At 39.7% G+C, this 19,995-nt stretch carries 15 protein-coding genes; 11 read left to right on the forward strand and 4 right to left on the reverse strand.

Annotated elements, in window-relative coordinates:
* The first annotated feature begins 10 nt into the window (after nt 1-10).
* The 3 genes from AC1PJP_RS10885 to AC1PJP_RS10895 all read left to right on the forward strand — a co-directional run bounded on the left by AC1PJP_RS10885 (nt 11) and on the right by AC1PJP_RS10895 (nt 4,294).
* Nucleotides 11-736: a DUF6160 family protein gene (locus tag AC1PJP_RS10885; RefSeq protein WP_416708155.1), complete on the forward strand. Its 726-nt coding sequence runs from the start codon at nt 11-13 to the stop codon at nt 734-736.
* Between the two features lie 32 nt (nt 737-768).
* Complete coding sequence (locus AC1PJP_RS10890) at nt 769-3,180, forward strand: DUF6160 family protein (RefSeq protein ID WP_479766963.1); 2,412 nt, start codon at nt 769-771, stop codon at nt 3,178-3,180.
* Nucleotides 3,181-3,340: 160 nt separating this feature from the next.
* Nucleotides 3,341-4,294, forward strand: a complete 954-nt coding sequence (locus AC1PJP_RS10895) for a DUF6160 family protein (RefSeq protein ID WP_479766964.1) — start codon at nt 3,341-3,343, stop codon at nt 4,292-4,294.
* A gap of 79 nt (nt 4,295-4,373) precedes the next feature.
* Here AC1PJP_RS10895 and AC1PJP_RS10900 read toward each other — a convergent pair whose 3' ends face one another.
* Both AC1PJP_RS10900 and AC1PJP_RS10905 read right to left on the reverse strand, forming a co-directional pair.
* Entirely contained in the window at nt 4,374-5,318 is a 945-nt protein-coding gene (locus AC1PJP_RS10900) for a tRNA dihydrouridine synthase (protein WP_479766965.1), read from the reverse strand.
* 84 nt (nt 5,319-5,402) lie between these two features.
* Nucleotides 5,403-6,212: a cytochrome C assembly family protein gene (locus AC1PJP_RS10905; RefSeq protein ID WP_013198819.1), complete on the reverse strand. Its 810-nt coding sequence runs from the start codon at nt 6,210-6,212 to the stop codon at nt 5,403-5,405.
* Nucleotides 6,213-6,352: 140 nt separating this feature from the next.
* Between AC1PJP_RS10905 and ffh the strand changes: the two genes are divergently transcribed.
* Complete coding sequence (ffh, locus tag AC1PJP_RS10910; RefSeq protein ID WP_017392298.1) at nt 6,353-7,768, forward strand: signal recognition particle protein; 1,416 nt, start codon at nt 6,353-6,355, stop codon at nt 7,766-7,768.
* 49 nt (nt 7,769-7,817) lie between these two features.
* On the opposite strand, the gene AC1PJP_RS10915 is transcribed toward ffh, so the two are convergent.
* The gene (locus AC1PJP_RS10915) at nt 7,818-8,552 is read right to left on the reverse strand and encodes a pantothenate kinase (RefSeq protein ID WP_151822263.1); all 735 of its coding nucleotides are present in this window, start codon (nt 8,550-8,552) and stop codon (nt 7,818-7,820) included.
* A 14-nt stretch (nt 8,553-8,566) separates the two neighbouring features.
* Nucleotides 8,567-9,319, reverse strand: coding sequence for a biotin--[acetyl-CoA-carboxylase] ligase (locus tag AC1PJP_RS10920; RefSeq protein WP_151822262.1), 753 nt, complete (start codon nt 9,317-9,319; stop codon nt 8,567-8,569).
* A gap of 30 nt (nt 9,320-9,349) precedes the next feature.
* On the opposite strand from AC1PJP_RS10920, the gene AC1PJP_RS10925 reads away from it, so the two are divergent.
* The 7 genes from AC1PJP_RS10925 (at nt 9,350) to AC1PJP_RS10955 (ending at nt 19,944) form a co-directional block, all read left to right on the forward strand.
* Complete coding sequence (locus tag AC1PJP_RS10925; RefSeq protein WP_004794252.1) at nt 9,350-10,153, forward strand: sulfite exporter TauE/SafE family protein; 804 nt, start codon at nt 9,350-9,352, stop codon at nt 10,151-10,153.
* A gap of 256 nt (nt 10,154-10,409) precedes the next feature.
* Nucleotides 10,410-11,105, forward strand: coding sequence for a GntR family transcriptional regulator (locus AC1PJP_RS10930; protein ID WP_004794249.1), 696 nt, complete (start codon nt 10,410-10,412; stop codon nt 11,103-11,105).
* A 10-nt stretch (nt 11,106-11,115) separates the two neighbouring features.
* The gene (gene smc / locus AC1PJP_RS10935; RefSeq protein WP_479766966.1) at nt 11,116-14,565 is read left to right on the forward strand and encodes a chromosome segregation protein SMC; all 3,450 of its coding nucleotides are present in this window, start codon (nt 11,116-11,118) and stop codon (nt 14,563-14,565) included.
* A gap of 1 nt (nt 14,566) precedes the next feature.
* On the forward strand, nt 14,567-15,610 hold the full coding sequence (locus AC1PJP_RS10940) for a cell division protein ZipA C-terminal FtsZ-binding domain-containing protein (RefSeq protein ID WP_479766967.1): 1,044 nt from the start codon (nt 14,567-14,569) through the stop codon (nt 15,608-15,610).
* Between the two features lie 94 nt (nt 15,611-15,704).
* Complete coding sequence (gene ligA, locus AC1PJP_RS10945; protein ID WP_479766968.1) at nt 15,705-17,744, forward strand: NAD-dependent DNA ligase LigA; 2,040 nt, start codon at nt 15,705-15,707, stop codon at nt 17,742-17,744.
* 252 nt (nt 17,745-17,996) lie between these two features.
* Nucleotides 17,997-18,461: a heteropolymeric bacterioferritin subunit Ftn gene (ftn, locus tag AC1PJP_RS10950; protein ID WP_004794241.1), complete on the forward strand. Its 465-nt coding sequence runs from the start codon at nt 17,997-17,999 to the stop codon at nt 18,459-18,461.
* A 289-nt stretch (nt 18,462-18,750) separates the two neighbouring features.
* The gene (locus AC1PJP_RS10955; protein ID WP_479766982.1) at nt 18,751-19,944 is read left to right on the forward strand and encodes an MFS transporter; all 1,194 of its coding nucleotides are present in this window, start codon (nt 18,751-18,753) and stop codon (nt 19,942-19,944) included.
* The last annotated feature ends 51 nt before the right edge of the window (nt 19,945-19,995 follow it).

Consider the following 19,995-nt stretch of genomic DNA (forward strand, 5'->3'; position numbering starts at 1 on the left):
GGAGATTGATATGAAAAAAATAAGTACTTTGATCCTCGCTCTTTGCACAACGGTTACTCATGCGGAGCTGCAAACTTTAGATAATGACGCTTTGCAGGCGATTAATGGTCAAGCTGGTGCTGATTTATCTTTAATGCTTAATTTAAACCAGACAGCTAACGGTGTCTTTGACAATGGTAGTGGTGGTGTTTGTCAAAACGTCGAATTCTGTCATATTGGTTTAGCGATTAACAAACGTTTTGTACAAGCAGATGCAACTAAGCCAAGTGGTTGGGCTGAAAATAGCGATAGTGGTAATAAACTTTGGCTCGTGTTTAAAGGTGTACAAGGAACTTTAAATATTCAAAAAATGGGTTTGGATGGCGCTGATTTAAAGTATCTTGATAAAAGTAATACGGAAATTATTAAGCCTGCTATTCAGCTTAGTTTTAGTGCAGCACAGCCAATTTTAATTCGTAATTTTGGTTTCAATGCTTTATCAATTGAGCAAGATAACTTTACCAGCTCAACAACAGCACAAGGTTCGAGTGCAAATATGTATGACTATGCATATTTCAAAAAACCGACATATGCTGCGACTGCTAATAGTGGGAACCAGCAAGTTGCTACAGCAACTCCATCGGCCTATGACTATGGACGTGAAACTGGTTTTATGGGCTTAATGATGAACGGAAACTTGGCTATCCAAGGAAAAGTCATGGTCTTTAGCTGTGATGGTAGCCATCCTCGTTGTTAAGGGTTAATGTAGATTTCAAAGGAACTGAAGTGATGAAAAAAAATAAAGAAAATCACAGCTCAAAGTTTATTTTAAATACATTAGCAACCAGCATGTTGTTAGTGAGTGGTCAAATTTATGCTTTAGAAGCTTTAACAGATGCTGATTTGAGTGCCGTCAATGGACAAGATGGGATCTCTATTCAAACTACGTTTAATGAAATTAATATTGATAATGCTTACTGGGATGACCATGCAGGCACACCAACAAGTGCTGATCAGGTATTAAGAGCTCAAGCAAGTGGTGTAAAAGTCCAAAAAAGTAATGCATCTAACCAAACTTTAAGCACTAATTACCGTTTAGATGTAGGGAGTAACCCAACTACGGGTAAAACTGGACTCGATTTTTCTATGCAAAGTAGTCCATCACTTATTACCGTAAATAGCGTTAAAGTTTGTAATAGCTCTGCTACATGCTCGCCAACTTTAGGACAGTTGGCTATTCAAACAACTTCTCCTCTAAATTTGGCACTTACAACCCAAGATGGCTTATTTAATGCAAATAGCCAGTCAAGCATGACACTTGGTATTAATAATGCCAATATTTATCTAGGGCAATTGGATGCTCGCAGCCAGTTAAATCAGTTAATTTTAAGAAATTTTAACTTTAATTTTGTTGGTAAAGGGGCCATGTTGATTGACCCAACTCGTGGCTTAGTTTTACAGACAAATACTGGAACTAATGTTGCTGGTGTAGGGCAAACTCCGAATACCACCTATGGCTATGTTGATTTTAACCGTGTAGCAGATTCAGCTTCTGGTTTAACCGCGGGTACATATATTGACAGTAACGGAAAAGTAACGAATTCAGGCCTGAATATTGAGGTGATGCTTAGCTCGAATGTAGATAAAACTAACCCATATGCTTTAGATGCAACTAATAGCCCACAAAATGCGAAAGGTTTGATTCGTTTAGGTGCTAGCGGACGTATGGTAAATAGTTATCTACAACTTCGTGGGATAGATGGTACTGCGGATAGCACCACTTTAGGCACTGCAAATACAGCTGCTGGCACAGGTTCAAGTAATAGTATTTTAGGTAATTCTGGCATTGCCTTTCGTATGAAAGGTGAGTTCACTAAAGATAATGACTCAATGCTAGGCGCAGATGGTAAAGCAACCACTTTAGAAATTGGTGGAGCAGGTTTAAATGCTTATGGTTTCGAGTTTGGCAATTTAACTGGTCTTAACTCAGCTACGCGTGGTTATTTCGACAGCGGAAATATTTATCTAAATCTTGCTGATACAAAAACCTTATTAATGCCAAACAACGCAACCTTAAATGCAATCCGTTTAGGTAGTGGTACTTTAACAACCGCTGCTGATTATCAACATAACATTCACCGTGATACGGTTACTAATCCATTCAGTTTAATTCTTGCAATGCGTGGAGCAGAGTTTCAAGCATTTTCAAGACGTGGTCGTTTTACGACAAGTGCGAATGTAGCTGCTGCCAATCAGTTTGCAGACAATGGTGCAAACAACCAATGGGGCTTAGCTCTACCTTTTTATAACTTAAATGCTAATGCTGCTGTATATGGTTTAGACGCGCCAGCAAATAGCGCTTATTACTATACAAAAGATGCCAATGGTAAACCTGTCCAGAATGTTGTTGCGACCTCTGGAACGACTTCACGTTTGGGTTTTGGTATTGCAGCTGGAACTACGGGACGTGATGCGACTGGAACCAAAACGACCTCAATTTTATTAATTGATGGTTCTCCAAATGCTAATAATGGCGGTAGTCCTACTGATTATTACATGGGGTTACGTAACATTGATATGTTCGTCAAAGGCAATGGAAGCATTGGCTTAGAAAATGGCAGTCTTAATATTAGTTTAAAAGAGATGCTACTTGCTTTATCAACTGAAATTGCAGCAGGTTATTTACCGGGGGCAAAATATAAAACTTGTCCAGCTACCGGTTCATGTACCTCACCAATTGATAACTTTGCCAGAAATAATGATGTCTTATTTGGTCTAAAACTGCGTTTAGGCGGAGATCTTAACTTATCGATCGTGCCAAACAGTTCAATTGCAGACGGTAGTGCTCTAACTGTACTGGGCGATTTCACCATGCCTGCCACAGCAACTGGAAATACAGTTCAAATTAGTGATCCGATCGATGGTTCTGCAATTGGTTTTGATAATATTACTGGAAAGCTTGCGTTTAATACTGCTTTAGTTGTTGGTAAAGATAGTGCAAGTGGTTTAGGTAAAGTTGGCGTAAATACGGCAGTTTATTTTAATCCCGATAAGAGTATTGATGGTGCATTACGTGTTAAAGATATTAACTTCTATCCTCCATCAACTGGTGCCGGTGCACGTTTAGGTGAGCTTGCAATTACTGGTGGACGTTTAAATAGTAGCTTTAGTATTGTTCCTAGAAATGGTGCTTTTAACTAATAAAGAAAAGTGGCGATATCGCCACTTTTTATAAAAAATTTATTTTGAATGTGATTGGGTTTGCATTCGTCGGGTTATAGGGATAATTGCTTTGTACTTGAATATTATTCTGATAGTCTGAACAAATAATAAGCGTTTGTCTCTTAAGGATTAGAGCGACATGAAGAATAAAAATATAGGGTGCTGGTTGCTACTTGCCAGTAGTTCAAGTGTTTTTGCAATGCAGCCTTTAGATGATCAAAGTCTTGCGGCAGCGACGGGCCAAAATGGTTTAACTTTAGGTATTCAGGCTGATAAAGTTAAATTTAATCAAGTCGCTCTGATTGATACAAACGGTATTGCTTCAACTTCATATAACAGTAAGGCTGGCTTTGTCATTGCAGGAAATTCTACAAATCCAGTTCCTGGCATAGAGTTTATTAAAGCTACCGTATCGAGTAATCCTTCTTTTAATATTGCAATGGATGTCGATGCTGGTGGTGGAAATCCCTTTTTAAATTTAGCAGTATCCATGGGGAGTGATGTAAACGGTATTCGACTTTTACCTTTTTCAGTTTATTTAGCTCCAAGTGCATCTTTATCTAGTCCATCAGATTATGCATTAACAAGTTATGCACCAAAATCAATTTTTAGTTCGGGAACGACAGTGAATACGGGTGTAAAAGAACTGATCCGTTCTACTGGTAATTTAGATATTAACTTTGTACAAACCAATAAACCTCGTTTAAATATTCAGCTTGGCCATGCTGCTCAATCAGTTATGGTTAAATTTGGAGGGGCAATTCAATCTATTTGTTCTGCTGTTGCAGGTTGTCCAATTACTTTAGTGTCCGATAATACGGGTGCTACATTCGGGTTTAAATTTGCTGGCACAAATACCTCAACAGGTTTTGTACTTGATGGCTTCTATGCAGGTGTTGATCCAACTGGATTAACTTTTGGAAATACAGGCGTATCAAGTAAATTTGATGCTTCACTTAATAATGTCACTTTAGGAAATATGGGTACTCAAAATACAACAACGTTTAATAATTTACCGAATGGCTCAATGGGGAGTTTTGGTGTCACTGGCGTTTCTGTAACTGACTTTAAAATGAAAGTAAGCGGCTTTTAAAAAAGAATAATAGCTTAACCTGAAATATGAAAGAGGGCGGTTGTAAAAACAATCGCCCTCTTTTTTTGACTATATTGCGTTAAATATTTTCTGATCTGGTGTGTTCTAACTGTTGGACAATTTCATCCAAAGCTTTAATACGTTTTACTTGGTCCCATAAGTTCTTAGCTTGTGGATAGGCTTTGGTCATCATACCTAACCATTGCTTATAACGACCAACCATACCAATTTCTGTCTTTGCCTGACCGTTTAAAAAACGAATTTGTAAATCAACCAGTTGTTCCCAACTGAATAATGCCTCATTCATGTTTTCACGAATACATTGGGTTAAGTCGGGGGTCGTCACAGCACCACGCCCAATCATTAAGTCTTCACAGCCAGATTGTTGCTGACAAGCTCTAGCATCAGCATTGGTCCAGATTTCACCATTCGCAATGACATTAATTTTTAAAGCTTCTTTAATCGGTAGAATTTTTTCCCAATAGGCAGGTGGCGTATAACCATCTGCTTTAGTGCGTGCATGAACCGTTAACCAGTTTGCACCCGCATCTTCAACAGCGTGGGCATTTTCCATTGTGTGGTTTTCATCGAGATAACCCAAACGCATTTTTGCTGAAACAGGAATGTGTGCAGGTACTGCATCTCTCACTGCTTTAATGAGCATATGTACAACATCAGGTTCATCAAGAAGAACAGAGCCGCCTCTGTGTCGGTTTACAGTTTTTGCAGGACAACCGAAATTTAGATCAATTGCTGGTGCACCAAGCTCTACAACTTTTGCTGCATTTGCTGCCAGCATATCTGGATTGTTACCTAAGAACTGAACATGGACAGGCGTTCCCGCAGCTGTTTTACCGTCATTTTTTAATTCTGGACAAAAACTATAGTAAATATGGTCTGGCAAAATGCTGTCTGTAACTCGAATAAACTCGGTCACACACCAGTCGAAATGACCAACAGATGTGAGTGTATCCCGCATGATCGGGTCAGTTAAACCTTCCATTGGAGCGAGTATGAGTTTCACAGTCTGTGTCACCTGAGCAAAAAGAAAACAGCGTTATACGGGATATGTATAACGCTGTCTAGTATCGAAGAAATTTTAATTTACTTAACGGCCCAAGATCATCTCAAGCACAAATTTACTACCAATAAAACCAATCGCCAAAAGCACAAAACCAATTAAGGTAAAACGAATCGCTTTTTGACCTCGCCAACCAAGTTTGTAATGACCAATCAAGAGTGAGCCATAGATAAACCAAGAAATAATACTAAATACAGTCTTATGAGCAAGATGCTGTGCAAAGAAGCTATCAATCGTCAAGAAACCAAAAGTGAGTGCAATCGTTAATAAAATAAAGCCAGTTATGATCAGATCAAATAACAAAGACTCCATCGCCTGAATTGGCGGAAGTAAATTGACCCAAAAGCGTTTTTTTTGTTTCTTTTTGAGTTCACGATTTTGGAACCAGAGCAAAATAGCGTGAATGGTTGCCATCAATAAAACTGCATAGGCAGAAAGTGAAAGAATAATATGAGTATCTAAGCCTAACGAATGCTGCTCAATAAATTGATCTGGTCGACTGAATCCAAAACCTAAAATTAGACCAATAGCCGCTACAGGAATGCCTAATAAATTTAGCGGTACGATGGGACGGAAAATACTAAAAATTAAACTTAACAACAGCATAAGCCACGATGTAAACGATACTAAATTAAAAACATCGTAGTTAATTCCGGCTGGTGTCAGCATAGCGTGGCATAAAACTGTACCGTGCAACAGAAGCGCCAAAGTCGCAACAAAAGCAAATAACCATGGGTTTGGTTCACGTTTTGACATTAAACGAATAAACAGATACCAGAAAGAAGTGGTATATGCGATGAGTGCCAAAATTGTGTAAACCAAGGGGAGGCTAATCATGTCAAACCTTTTTCAGGATTAATTCATCTATATAAGATATAAATTCGCTGCGAACTAAAGTATCCTATAGCATTCTATGCATAAATTTTCTATTTCGAGAAAGATTTTTTTGCAACTAGCCATTTTAAGCGGATTTTGCAATGTTTGATACCTTAACAGAACGACTCACACAGAGTTTAAGAAATGTTACTGGCTCAGGGCAGCTGACCGAAGACAATATTAAAGATACCTTACGTGAAGTACGTATGGCACTTCTTGAAGCCGATGTCGCGTTACCTGTAACTCGTGAATTTATCGCGAAAGTTAAGGAAGAGGCATTGGGCCAGGAAGTGATGACTCAGTTATCGCCAGGCCAGGCATTTGTAAAAATTGTCTATGACGAACTCACCAAGATGATGGGCGAGGCGAATGAAACACTTGATTTAAGTGCTAAGCCTCCCGTTGTTGTATTACTTGCTGGTTTACAAGGTGCGGGTAAAACGACAACTGCCGCTAAGTTGGCACGTTTCTTAAAAGAGCGTCAAAAGAAAAAAGTAATGACGGTTTCTGCCGACGTTTACCGTCCAGCAGCGATTAAGCAATTAGAAACTGTCTCTAACGAAGTTGGTGCTGGTTTTATTCCATCAGATGCTTCTGAAAAGCCAATTGATATCGTTAATCGTGCAATTGAACAGGCAAAAATCCAATTTGCTGATGTATTGATTGTCGATACCGCTGGTCGTTTACATGTCGATGCAGACATGATGGACGAAATTAAAGAATTACATGCTGCTGTTAAGCCAACTGAAACCTTGTTTGTGGTTGATGCCATGACGGGGCAGGATGCTGCAAATACAGCTAAAGCGTTTAATGATGCATTAGCACTTACAGGTGTGATTCTTACTAAAACTGATGGTGATGCACGTGGTGGTGCTGCGCTTTCTGTACGTGCAATTACGGGTAAGCCAATCAAGTTCTTAGGTATGGGTGAGAAGCTTGATGCTTTAGAACCATTCCATCCAGATCGTGTTGCTCAACGTATTTTAGGCATGGGTGACGTACTTTCTTTAGTCGAGGAAGTTGAACGTAAAATCGACAAAGAAAAAGCCGAAAAAATGGCTAAAAAATTGCAAAAAGGCGGCAGCTTCAACTTTGAAGATATGCTGATGCAATTTGAGCAAATGAAAAGTATGGGCGGCATGATGGGCTTCTTAGATAAGTTGCCTGGCATGAGCGGTGCAGGGATTCAGCAGGCGATTGAGCAAGCAAATCCTGAAAAACAGGTCAAGAAAATGGAAGCTATTATCCAGTCAATGACCGTTAAAGAACGCCGTAATCCAGACTTGATGAACCCAAGCCGTAAAAAACGTATTGCAGCTGGTTGTGGTATGGATGTTGCTGAAGTGAATAAACTCATTAAGCAACAAGCACAAATGGCTAAAATGATGAAGAAATTTGCGAATCCATCTGGTATGAGCAAAATGATGCGTTCATTAGGCAATATGCAAAAGCAATTTGGTGGTGGCGGTGGTGGCGGAATGGGCCCACTGTTTGGCAACAATGACCAAAAGAAATAAACTTATAAAATAAAAGGCGCATATAGCGCCTTTTATTTTGTTCTGTGTTTTAGTCTTTAGGATAATGAGCAATATATTGTTGTAGTCCTTTGAGCAAAAGATCTGTTTCTACGACTGGATCATATTTTTTCAAGAACTTAGCAAAAAGAGAAGCATCTCCACCCGTAAGGAGCAATTTTTTAGGAGATTGCTGCATAATGCTTTCAATTGTACTAATCAGGCCTAACAAAATACCGTGGTGTACTGCATCGACTGTGTTATTGCCTGGGTTTAAATTATCAAAAGCTGAGTCTGGAATTTTAATGCCTTTAGTATTTTGAATGAGTGCATCGCGCTGCAAATATAAATTAGGGAGAATATAACCTCCTAAATGTTGTTTGCCTTGCGTTAAATCAATCGTTAAGGCTGTTCCACATCCAATAATGCAATAGTTTTCATCTGTTTGAGCTACAGCGAGTACTTGTAGCCAACGGTCAACCCCGAGCTGACTTGGAACTTCATAGCCACACTTTAACTCAGCATATTCAGCATGTACTTTGGCAAAAACAACAGGTATTTCTAACCATTTTAAAATCTGCTGAATACGTTGGTTGTTCTCGGTATCGAGTACTGAGGAAATCCCAATGCGATGTAGACCCTGATGTTTAAAGTGTTGAATCAAACCCAGTAATAAATCGGCAGGGGATTGTAAATGTAGCTCAGCTGCATGTTCAATAATCTGCTGATTTTCAGTAATCCAATACTTTAAACGGGTGTTCCCGATATCAAGCCATAAACTTTTCATGGAAGAACACCTGTTTATTGATTCACTTGTGGTCTTAAGCGACCTTGATAAAACTGCTGAGGTTCAGGAGTCTCAAGAATTACTGCACCTTCATTGGAAATTCCTACGAAACGACCATGAACCAGTCCCTGACTATGTTCGAACTGCACCAACTGATTAAGCCATGCAGCGTGGTGGTTAAAACGTCCAGCCAAGTTGTAGCAACCATGATCAAACCAGCGAGCTGCATTTTGAATTGCAACGTAAAGCTCTGAAATAAGTTCAAGACGACTCATTTGTTCTAGGCCTAAATCCTCTAGAGATGTAATCGGTTGATCACTATCAGTCACTGGTGGTGTTTTTAAATTAATACCTACACCCACAATAGCCTGATGCTGGGAAAGCGGCTCGACCAAAATTCCACCCCATTTGCCCTGAGCACTATACAAATCATTTGGCCATTTCACTTGCAAATTCAGCGCTTGTAACTGCGGGATTTGCAAAATATTCAGAGCAACTTCAAGTGCTAAGCGACCATCTAAGGGTGTTCGAGTTTGCACCAATGTGCTTAAATAAATGTTTCCTTCAGGTGAAATCCATTGCCGTTGATGTTGACCTCGCCCTTGAGTTTGTTGAGCACTGCAAACCAAGCCCGTTGTAATGCCTTTTTGGGCAATTTCACGAATATCATCATTGGTCGAAGTTGTGGTTGCTTTTAATAAAACCACTTCTGGAAGCTGGTTTTTTGCGCTTAAAAGTTGTTGTAGTTGGCGAGTCTCTAAATCCATGTTGAATATGAGCAGAGTGGTAAAACATTTATGGAGTTAATCATATATTTACTCATTGGCGCAATTGCTGGTTTTACTGCCGGATTGTTTGGAGTTGGTGGTGGACTAATTATTGTACCAATCCTCTATGTGGTTTTTACCCAGTTGCACTATGACCCAGCAGTAATCATGCATATTGCAGTCGGAACATCGCTTGCAACGATTATTGTGACATCGTTTAGTTCAGTTTCGGCCCACCATAAAAAGGGTGCAGTTCTTTGGCCTGTTTTTCGTAATTTAGCACCTGGACTAGTGATTGGTTCATTTTTAGGAGCGGGTATTGCCGATTTGATGTCTGGTCAGCATTTACAGCTCCTTATTGGTGTTTTTGCGGTTGTGATGGCCTATCGTATGTTTAAAGGGGCAAATGTGGTTGTTGACCCAACACGTCAGCTTCCTTCAACACCTATGCAATTTATGGCGGGTGGTGGCATTGGTATTGCCTCTGCAATTTTTGGTATTGGAGGCGGTAGCTTAACTGTTCCGTATTTAAACCGTCATGGCGTCGTCATGCAAAAAGCAGTCGCGACTTCTGCCGCTTGTGGTTTACCTATTGCTATTGCGGGTGCAATTGGCTTTATGTGGTTTGGTGCCAAAGAACACATCTCTGTACCTAACACGATTGGTTATGTGCACATCTATGCGTTTATTGGTATTAGTGTCATGAGTTTTGTTACAGCCAAGTTTGGCGCAAAAGTTGCTCATGCATTGTCACCACAAATGTTGAAAAAATGCTTTGCCTGTTTGTTGGTGGTGGTAGGTAGTTACTTTATTTATAAAGGGATTATGCACTAGAGAATAAAATATTAATCTTGTTATAACTACGATTTAAGAGCTTGAGTTTTTAGAAATTCGAGCTTTTTTTATTCAATAAAATAAGAACATTCGGGGCTTTTATTCATCCAATTTTGGTGTTGTTTTTAAATGGGTTGGCTTAAAATGCAATAAAATTGTCAGACAATGACATAGTTTTTAATCGGTACGATCAGTTAAAAACAAGGATGCGAAAGAAAAGCATGGATTAATGCATATAAAAAGTAGCGGGTGATTTATGAATCTCGAAGAGACAGAAAGTCTTTCTGAGCAAATTGTCAAATATATTAGCGAACAGATCATTAGTGGTGAGCTGGTTGAAGGCGAGCGTATTCAAGAATTACGTATTGCCAAAGAGCTAGATGTAAGCCGAGGGTCAGTTCGTGAAGCATTGTTATTATTAGAGCGTACTCATTTAATTGAGATATTTCCACGCCGCGGGGCAATTGTTTCAGAAATGTCTGCACAGCAGGTTAAAGCACTGTTTGACACAAACGTGATGTTATTGGGGCATATTGTGCAACGCATCAGTGAAACATGGCGCGCACATGAAGCAGATCAATTGCAGCTCTTATTAGAACAACTTCTTGAGCATGTAAAAGCAGGAGATATCGAAAAATTTTATGATGGTGTTTTTCAATATCTCGCTGAACAGCAAGATATGGTGGGTAATCCCTACCTAATGAAGTTTTATAAAGAGTTACTACCTTCACTACGTCGCAGTTATTTTTTGACCTTAAATACCTCTAAGCGGGAACTACAAGAAGCATTTGCATTATTTAAACTCGTGACTGATGCAATTTTGATCCGAAAATCACAACAAGCCGCTTTATTTATGGAAGATTTTTGTCGACACTTACGTAACCTTGTGTTGGAATCGCTGACACGAATGAAACAGATTGAATTGGCCTGGGCAAGACGCTCACGCCGCTAGTTAGGGCATTATGCGTTTAAGCAGTTTAAAACTTTCCGGCTTTAAATCTTTTGCAGATAGTACAACTTTAAATTTTAAGGCGAACCGCACAGCAGTGGTTGGTCCAAATGGTTGTGGCAAATCAAATGTAATTGATGCCATTCGTTGGGTGATGGGCGAATCAAATGCTCGTCAGCTACGTGGTGGTAGCATGCAAGATGTTATTTTCACAGGAACCTCCAAGCGTAAGCCAGTGGGTGTAGCGAGTGTTGAGCTACGTTTTGATAATACCTATGGCAAATTGGGCGGATCATATAATGCTTATAATGAGTTGGCCGTTCGTCGTCAGGTCACCCGTGAAGGTAAGTCCGAATATTTCTTAAATGGCACACGTTGCCGTCGTCGTGATATCACTGATATTTTCTTAGGAACAGGGCTAGGGCCGCGTTCTTATGCAGTGATTGAACAAGGCATGATTAACCGTTTGGTTGATGCCAAGCCTGAAGAAATGCGTATCTTTATTGAAGAGGCAGCAGGCGTTTCACGTTATCAAGCTCGTCGACGCGAAACGTTGCAACATCTTGAACATACTGAGCAAAATCTTTCACGTTTAGAAGATATTGCCCTCGAGTTAAAATCACAGCTGAAGACCCTTAAACGTCAATCCGAAGCAGCGGTTCAATATAAAACTCTGGAAAGCCAGATTCGTACCCTAAAAATTGAAATTTTGTCATTTCAGGCAGATAAAAGCGTACGTCTTCAAGAGGAATATACAGTTCAAATGAATGAACTGGGTGAGACTTTTAAATTAGTCCGCTCTGAGTTAAGTACGATTGAACATGATTTAGAAGCAACCAGTGCTTTATTTCAGCGACTTATTCAGCAATCTTCACCACTACAACAAGAGTGGCAACAAGCTGAGAAAAAACTATCTGAACTGAAAATGACTCTGGAACAAAAACAGAGTTTATACCAGCAAAATAGTATGACTCTCGTTCAGTTAGAACAGCAAAAATTCCAGACTAAAGAACGTTTACAACTTTCTGAATTGCAACTTGAAACGTTGAATAATCAGTTAGATGAACAAACTGAATCATTAACTGGAATTGAGCATACTGCAACGGAAGCTGAACAAAACTTTGCTGATTTACAATCTCAGCAAAAACAAGCACAGCAACAATTTGAACAAGTAAAAGCTCAGGTTGAAAAACAACAGCAGCAAAAAATGCAGATGTCTGCCCAAATTGAGCAGTTAGGCAAAAATGTTCAACGCATTGAACAGCAAAAAGAAACGTTGCAACATCAAGCAAGTCAGATTCAATCGCATGTTCATGAAGATGAGCAGGGCGAATTTGAGCAACTACAGCAGCAATTACGTCGTGAAATCTCGACGTTAGAAGCTGAAATTGAGCAGTATTTGCAACAGATTGAACAGTCTCAACAAACGCATCAGACAACCAAAAATCAGCAACAAACACTAAAAACAGAAATACAGGTTTTATTATCTGAGCAGAAAAACTTAAGTCAGCTTGTTGCTAAACAAAGTCCAAAGCAACATCAAAATGCACTACGTTTAATGCAGGCTCTACAGTTAACAGAGCAAGGCAAACCGCATGCGCAGATTGTTGAAAAGTTTTTAGCAAAATGGTTACAAGCTCATATTGTTGAAACTGAACAAGCCTTTCAGGAAGGAATTGCTCGTCAGTTAAAACCTTCAGAGCAAACAAACAAATTTAAAGGGAATTTGGCCTGTTTAAATGACTGGATTGCGTCGCCACAGCTATCAATATTCTCGAATGTAGCAATTGCACAAGATTTGACTGTTGCTTTAAATGAGCAAAAGCAATTACAACATGGTCAGTCTATTTTGACTTTAGATGGCTATCATGTCGGGCAGGATTGGGTGATTGCCCTTATGTATGATGACGAGAGTCAAAGTGCACAAGGTATGCTGAGCCATCGCATTCGTCTAGATGAAATTGAACAAGCCCTTGAAAAGCAGCAACCCGAATTACAAGCATTAGATCAAATTTTAGTTCAACAGAAAGATGAACTAGGGCAGTTGCAGTCTGACTTGCAGCAGAAACAGCAAGTTGTTAAACAAAAACAAAAAGACTTACAACAGCTTGATGTGCAAATTGCTAAACAGCAAACCGCAGCTCAAGCATTTTTACTGCAAAAACAACAATTGAAAGATCAGTTAGCTCAGTTAGACATGCAGCTTGAAGAAGATGCAATGCAAAAAGATGATCTAGAGATTGATTTGCATGCTCTAGCAATCAAACTTGAAACTATTTTACCCGATTATAAAACCTTGCAATTCCGGGTAGAAGAGTTAACGGAGAAGTTAGAAGAACAGCAACAAGCTCTACAACATCAGCAACAAGAACGCGAGATTTTACGCCGTAGTAGTACGCAAACCACTCAACAAATCGAATTGCTTGAAAAAGATATCTCGTTCTTGCAGAGCCAATATCAGCGAATTAATGCTCAAATGGAGCAGGCGAAAAAATTTGTTGACCCTATTCAGTTAGAGTTACCAAATCTTGAGTCAGAATTTCAGCAACAATTTGCTCAAACTGAAAAGTTGCAAAAGAACTGGAATGAATGGCAGCTTGAACTCAATAGTGTGCAGGAAAAACAACAAACCCTGACAGATCAGCGTCATCAATATCAACAAAAAGATGAACAACTCAGAGAGCAACTTGAAGAAAAGCGTTTGGCATGGCAAGCGGCTAAGTCAGATCGTGAACATTACCAAGAACAGCTTAAAGAGTTAAATGCCGAAGTCCAAAAAGGTTTACAAATTGATTTAACTGAGCATCAGCAAAAACTGGAGAAAGTACAGAAACAGTTTGAAAAAATCGGTGCGGTAAACCTTGCGGCTTCACAAGAATTTGAAGAGGTTTCTCAGCGTTTTGATGAGTTGAGTCACCAAATTCAAGATTTGGAAAATACGGTAACTCAACTGAAAGATGCGATGAAAAGCATTGATCAGGAAACCCGTAAGTTGTTTATGACAACGTTTGATCAGATTAATCAAGAGTTGCAAAATCTGTTTCCAAAGGTCTTTAATGGTGGTGAGGCGAGTTTAAGCCTTGAAGATGACTGGCAATCTGGTGTTAAACTGATGGCTAGACCACCGGGTAAGAAAAATAGTTCTCTAGCATTACTTTCTGGTGGAGAAAAGGCGTTAACAGCGTTAGCATTAGTATTTGCGATTTTTAGATTAAATCCGGCACCGTTCTGTGTGTTAGATGAAGTGGACGCACCACTTGATGATGCGAATGTTCAGAGATATTGTAATTTGGTAAAAGAGCTTTCTGAACATGTACAATTCATTTACATTACACATAATAAGCTGGCGATGACCATGGCAACTGATTTGTTGGGTGTGACCATGCCTGAACCGGGTACATCAAAATTAGTCACTGTCGATTTAGAACAGGCAAAAGAATACGGGTTAGTTTCGGAGTCATAGAATGGAAATCAATACGATTATTGGCATCGTTGTCGCCATTATTATTATGCTAATTGGCTTAAAAATGATTTTAAAAAAGTCAAACCATGCCGAACCCTCATTAGACAGTGATTTGCATATTAATCCTGATAGTAATCAACCAGTTATACCTAGACATGTGCGAGATCAGCTTGAACAAGCTGAAGCTGAACGTGTATCAGCAACTAGTACAGAGCGAGTAGAGCCGACGTTAAATGAATCTGCATCGGTAGAAACTAATACAACAAAACAAACAGAAACTTTGGCTGTAGAACCTGCTAAATCAATTTCAGCCGAATCAACTCAACCCGCTGTTGAAAATTCTTCAGACCAGATTAAATCTGAAGAAACTGTAAAAAGCTCTACCATTAACACAGACAGTTCAGCTGAGTTAGTTGATACGGTTTCTGTTAAATCAGAAATTGAAGCTTTATCAGAAGAAAACTTGAAATCTGAAAGTGAAAAAACTGAGCCTGAGTTGAGTTTAAACCCAAATATTGAAACTGCCGAAATTGCTGAATTTGAAGGCGAGAGTAATATTCTGGATGTACATTTGCATGAACAGCAACGCTATGATGATGAAAGTGCATTAGCGATGGCTGAACAGATTATTGCTTTAAATGTCTATCCGAACCCGCGTCGCGCGTTGTCTGGAGATAAAGCACTTAAAGTATTGTTAAAATACGGTTTACGTTATGGCGAAATGTCGTGTTTCCATCGTTATGAAAATACGGATGAGCCGAGCGTACTGATGTTTTCAGTATTACGTATGACAGACAATGGACCAGCTGGGTTTGATCTTGAAACCTTGTCTAGTGAACAAGTTCAAGGGCTGGCATTTTTCCTTGCGCTTCCAAACAGTAAAGCCGTAACTGGTTTTGACATGATGGCGAGTATTGCAGGTTTAATTGCTCGTGAAATTGATGGCAAAGTTTATGATGAAAATAATCTTGAATTTACGCCGCAGTTAAAAGAGCACTGGCGTCATCATGTGATTGATTATCGTCCGGCACATGCGACCGCCTAGTTTTAATTTTTTACGTTCGTTGCGATAATTGCAACATATCTAGTCGCAACTCAGGGTGGAGAAATTTCCACCCTTTTTTATGGTGAATAACATAATGGCAACAACTTCCGTGATCGAACAGATGCGTCAGCTTATTCAACTGATTGCAAAGCATAACCACGCCTATTATGTGATGGATCAGCCGACAATCTCGGACAGTGAATATGATCATTTATTTCACCAGTTAAAAGCTTTAGAAGAGCAATATCCTGATCAGGTTCAGCCAGACTCTCCAACAACAAAAGTAGGCGGCCAAGCACTCTCTAAATTTCAAAGCGTGACTCATGTCGTTCCGATGCTTTCTTTGGGGAATGTTTTTAATCAGGAAGACTTGTTTGCATTTGCTCGCCGTGTAGAAGAGCGTTTGCCTAACCAAAAAGTACAATATGAAGTAGAACTAAAACTTGATGGTCTTGCGATTTCGCTTTGGTATGAAAACGGTGTGTTAACACGCGGTGTTACACGTGGTGACGGCGAAACCGGAGAAGACATTACTCAAAACGTCAAAACGATTCGCAACTTGCCTAAAGTGTTGCATTCAGATCACTTTGAAATTCCACGTTTGCTTGAAGTGCGCGGTGAAGTGCTCATGCCAAAGTCTGGCTTTGAAAAACTTAATGCTGATCAGGAAGCAAAAGGCGATAAAACGTTTGCGAACCCGCGTAATGCCGCTGCTGGTAGTTTAAGACAGCTCGACCCGAATATTGCGGCTAATAGACCTTTAGCGTTTTATGCGTATGGTATTGCCCAGTGCGAACCAAATCATAGCTTAACTACCATGCACGACAGCCTACAATGGCTCACACAGCTTGGATTTGAAATTGCTGAGCGTCAATATCTATGTAATTCAATTCAAGAAGTACAGCAGCGTTATGAGCAAATCCAACAAGAACGTCCAGATCTACAAGTTGAAATTGATGGAATGGTCGTAAAGGTTGATGACTTAAAACAACAACAACAACTTGGTTTCCTAAGTCGTGAGCCACGTTGGGCAACGGCCTATAAATTTCCTGCACAAGCTGCACTAACTACGGTTGATCAGATTGATTGGCAAGTAGGGCGTACAGGGACTTTAACGCCTGTAGCGCGTTTAAACCCCGTATTTGTAGGGGGAGTAACGGTTTCCAACGTAACTTTACACAACATTGGTGAAATCCATCGTCTAGATGTACGTGTTGGCGATACGGTTAGTGTTTATCGTACAGGCGATGTTATTCCTAAAGTAGAAAAAGTTTGGCCAGAGTTCCGTTCACCTGACGCTGAAATTGTACATTTACCTGAAAGCTGTCCTGTTTGTGCTTCACCAGTTGTAATGCCTGAAGGAGAAGCTTTAGCACGTTGTTCTGGTGGTCTTTACTGTGCTGCTCAGCGAATTGAAGCCATTCGCCACTTTGTGTCACGTAAAGCTCTCGATATTGAAGGTTTGGGCGATCGTTGGGTAGAGTCTTTATTACACCTCGATTTACTTAAAGATGTTGCGGATATTTACCATTTGCATGAGCACCGAGAGACTTTACTCGGTATTGAAAAAATGGGTGAGAAATCGGTACAAAACCTGATTGATGCCATTGAAGCCAGTAAGAAGACAACGCTTGCTCGTTTTATTTATGCTCTGGGAATTCGTGGAGTAGGTGAAACAACGGCTAGAATGTTGGCCAATACTTTTCAAACCTTAGAAGCGCTTAAAGCTGCTGATATTGAAGCTTTAAAGAAAACTCCAGATGTTGGTGATATTACCGCAGAGTGGATTGCTGACTTTTTCTTGGCACCACATAACATTGAAGTGCTTGATCGCTTAATTGCAGCCGGAATTCATTGGGATGCGCCAACAGCTCCAACACGTCAGCCGTTAAATGGTGAGAGCTGGGTTTTAACAGGCACATTAGAGCAAATGACCCGTGATCAGGCGACTCAAATGCTACAAGCATTAGGTGCACGTGTAAGCGGTAGTGTATCAAGCAAGACCAAATGCGTTGTTGCGGGCGAGAAAGCTGGTTCGAAATTAGAAAAAGCAGCAAAACTTGGTATTGCTGTTATGAATGAGACTGATTTCTTATCACTTATGGCGAGCTACGGGCAGACTTTAAGCGAATAGGTCTACCGAAATAAGAACCATTGATTTTAGTTACAAATTTATAAATTGATGGTTTAAGTTATATTTTAACGCTTGTTTGAGCTTATAAATCAGACAAGCGTTTCTTTTTGCACAGGAAATTTAAATAACTTAAACTGCAAATGCGTATGTTTCTCATTTTAATTTGATAAAAATCATAAACTTAACTATTTTTTATTTTGCAATCATTTTTAAGATTGCTCATAATAGTCTTCATACGATAGGAGATTTATTATGCGTGGCAATCCAGAAGTCATAGACTATTTAAATATGCTCATTGGCGGAGAATTGGCTGCCCGTGATCAATATCTAATCCATTCTCGTATGTATGAGGATTGGGGCCTAAATAAAATTTATGAACGTATTGATCATGAGATGCAAGAAGAAGCTTCTCATGCTGATGCGATTATTCGCCGTGTATTGTTCTTAGGTGCTAAACCAAACATGCATCGTGAAGATATCAATGTTGGTACAGACGTTGTAACTTGTTTAAAAGCTGATTTGGCGCTTGAATATCATGTTCGCGAAAAGTTAGCGACCGGTATCAAACTCTGTGAAGAGAAGGGCGATTACATTAGCCGTGATATGTTGCGTCAACAATTATCAGATACTGAAGAAGACCATACATATTGGTTAGAAAAGCAATTACGTTTAATTGAGTTGATTGGCTTACAAAACTATATTCAATCTCAAATTTAATAAAATGACCCAGCTTAAGCTGGGTTTTTTATTGGCTTATATTTATAAAATCAACTCATTGCTTAAATGTTAATTTTGTCAAATTGAACATATTCAAAGCCTTACTATATAAGGCTTTGGCAGTTACAAAAAAGTCAGAAAAATTGCATCGCACCCCCTGTTTTTTTTATGAAATTGTTTATAATTTCGCCAACAAAACCCTTGCCTAGAAATTTAATGAGGCAAGGGTTTTTCTATGGAAAATCGGTTGGTATGGATCGCCAAAGATTTTATGGTGAGTTCGCGAAATATGTTATTTACCAAACCTGCTGTTTTAGACACAGCTACTCTCTTAAGCACACAGCGTCTTGCAACACGACTAAGCTTTTTTAGCTTAGGTTTTGCGACTGCAGCTTGGGCACCTCTCATTCCTTTTGCGCAGCAGCGTCTAAACCTGAATCATGCCGATTTTGGTTTACTTTTGCTTTGTATGGGTATTGGCTCAATGATTGCTATGCCTGCGACAGGTGCTTTAGTCAAGCGCTGGGGATGTCGTCCGTTAATTGCTTTAGCATTGATGCTGTTAATGGTTTTATTACCTAGCCTTACGATGTGGAGCAGCATTGTGACCATGGCTGTAGCATTGTTTGTCTTTGGATCGGCAGCAGGATGTCTTGGAGTCGCTATCAATTTACAAGCAGTGGTTGTTGAAAAACATAGCTTGCGAGCTCTCATGTCTAGCTTCCATGGAATGTGTAGTCTTGGTGGCTTAACGGGCGCTATGCTTGTGACAGCGCTATTGGCAGTAGGGCTTTCACCCTTAATGAGTACTTTATCAGTCGTTATGATTTTGCTTGTTATTGGTGGTGTTGCTATTCCTTCTTGTTTAACATCTTTTGAACAGGATGAAAAGCCACATGAAGATACAACTCAACCACCGAAAAAACGTTATCGTCCCGATAGCATTATTCTGCTTATTGGTATGATGTGTTTTATCGCCTTTTTATCAGAAGGTGCGGCGATGGATTGGGGGGGTATTTATTTAACGACTAAATATCAACTTAATCCTGCTTTTGCTGGTCTCGCATATACTTTCTTTGCGCTTAGCATGACCACTGGTCGTTTTGCAGGTCATGTCTTGCTTAAGCAATGGGGCGAAAAAAATATTGTGACTTATAGTGCAATTGGGGCCGCGATTGGTATGGCTGTTATTGTGACAGCACCCGTGTGGCAAGTGGTTGTACTAGGTTATGCGCTATTAGGATTAGGCTGTTCTAATATTGTGCCAGTGATGTTTTCTCGCGTAGGTCGACAAAACAAGATGCCGAAAGCAGCAGCACTTTCTTTAGTCTCAACGATTGCCTATACAGGTTCATTAAGCGGCCCAGCTTTAATTGGTTTAATTGGGGAATGGACGGGTTTAAGTACGGTTTTAACAGGGGTGGCTGTATTGCTATTCGTTATTGCTTTACTTAATCGCTTTACACTCGCAAAGACGAATTGATTTATAAATAATAGAAACAATCTAAAGAGCATCGAGAAATTTAATTTCTCG

It is taken from the genome of Acinetobacter sp. V116_7 (assembly GCF_056735735.1).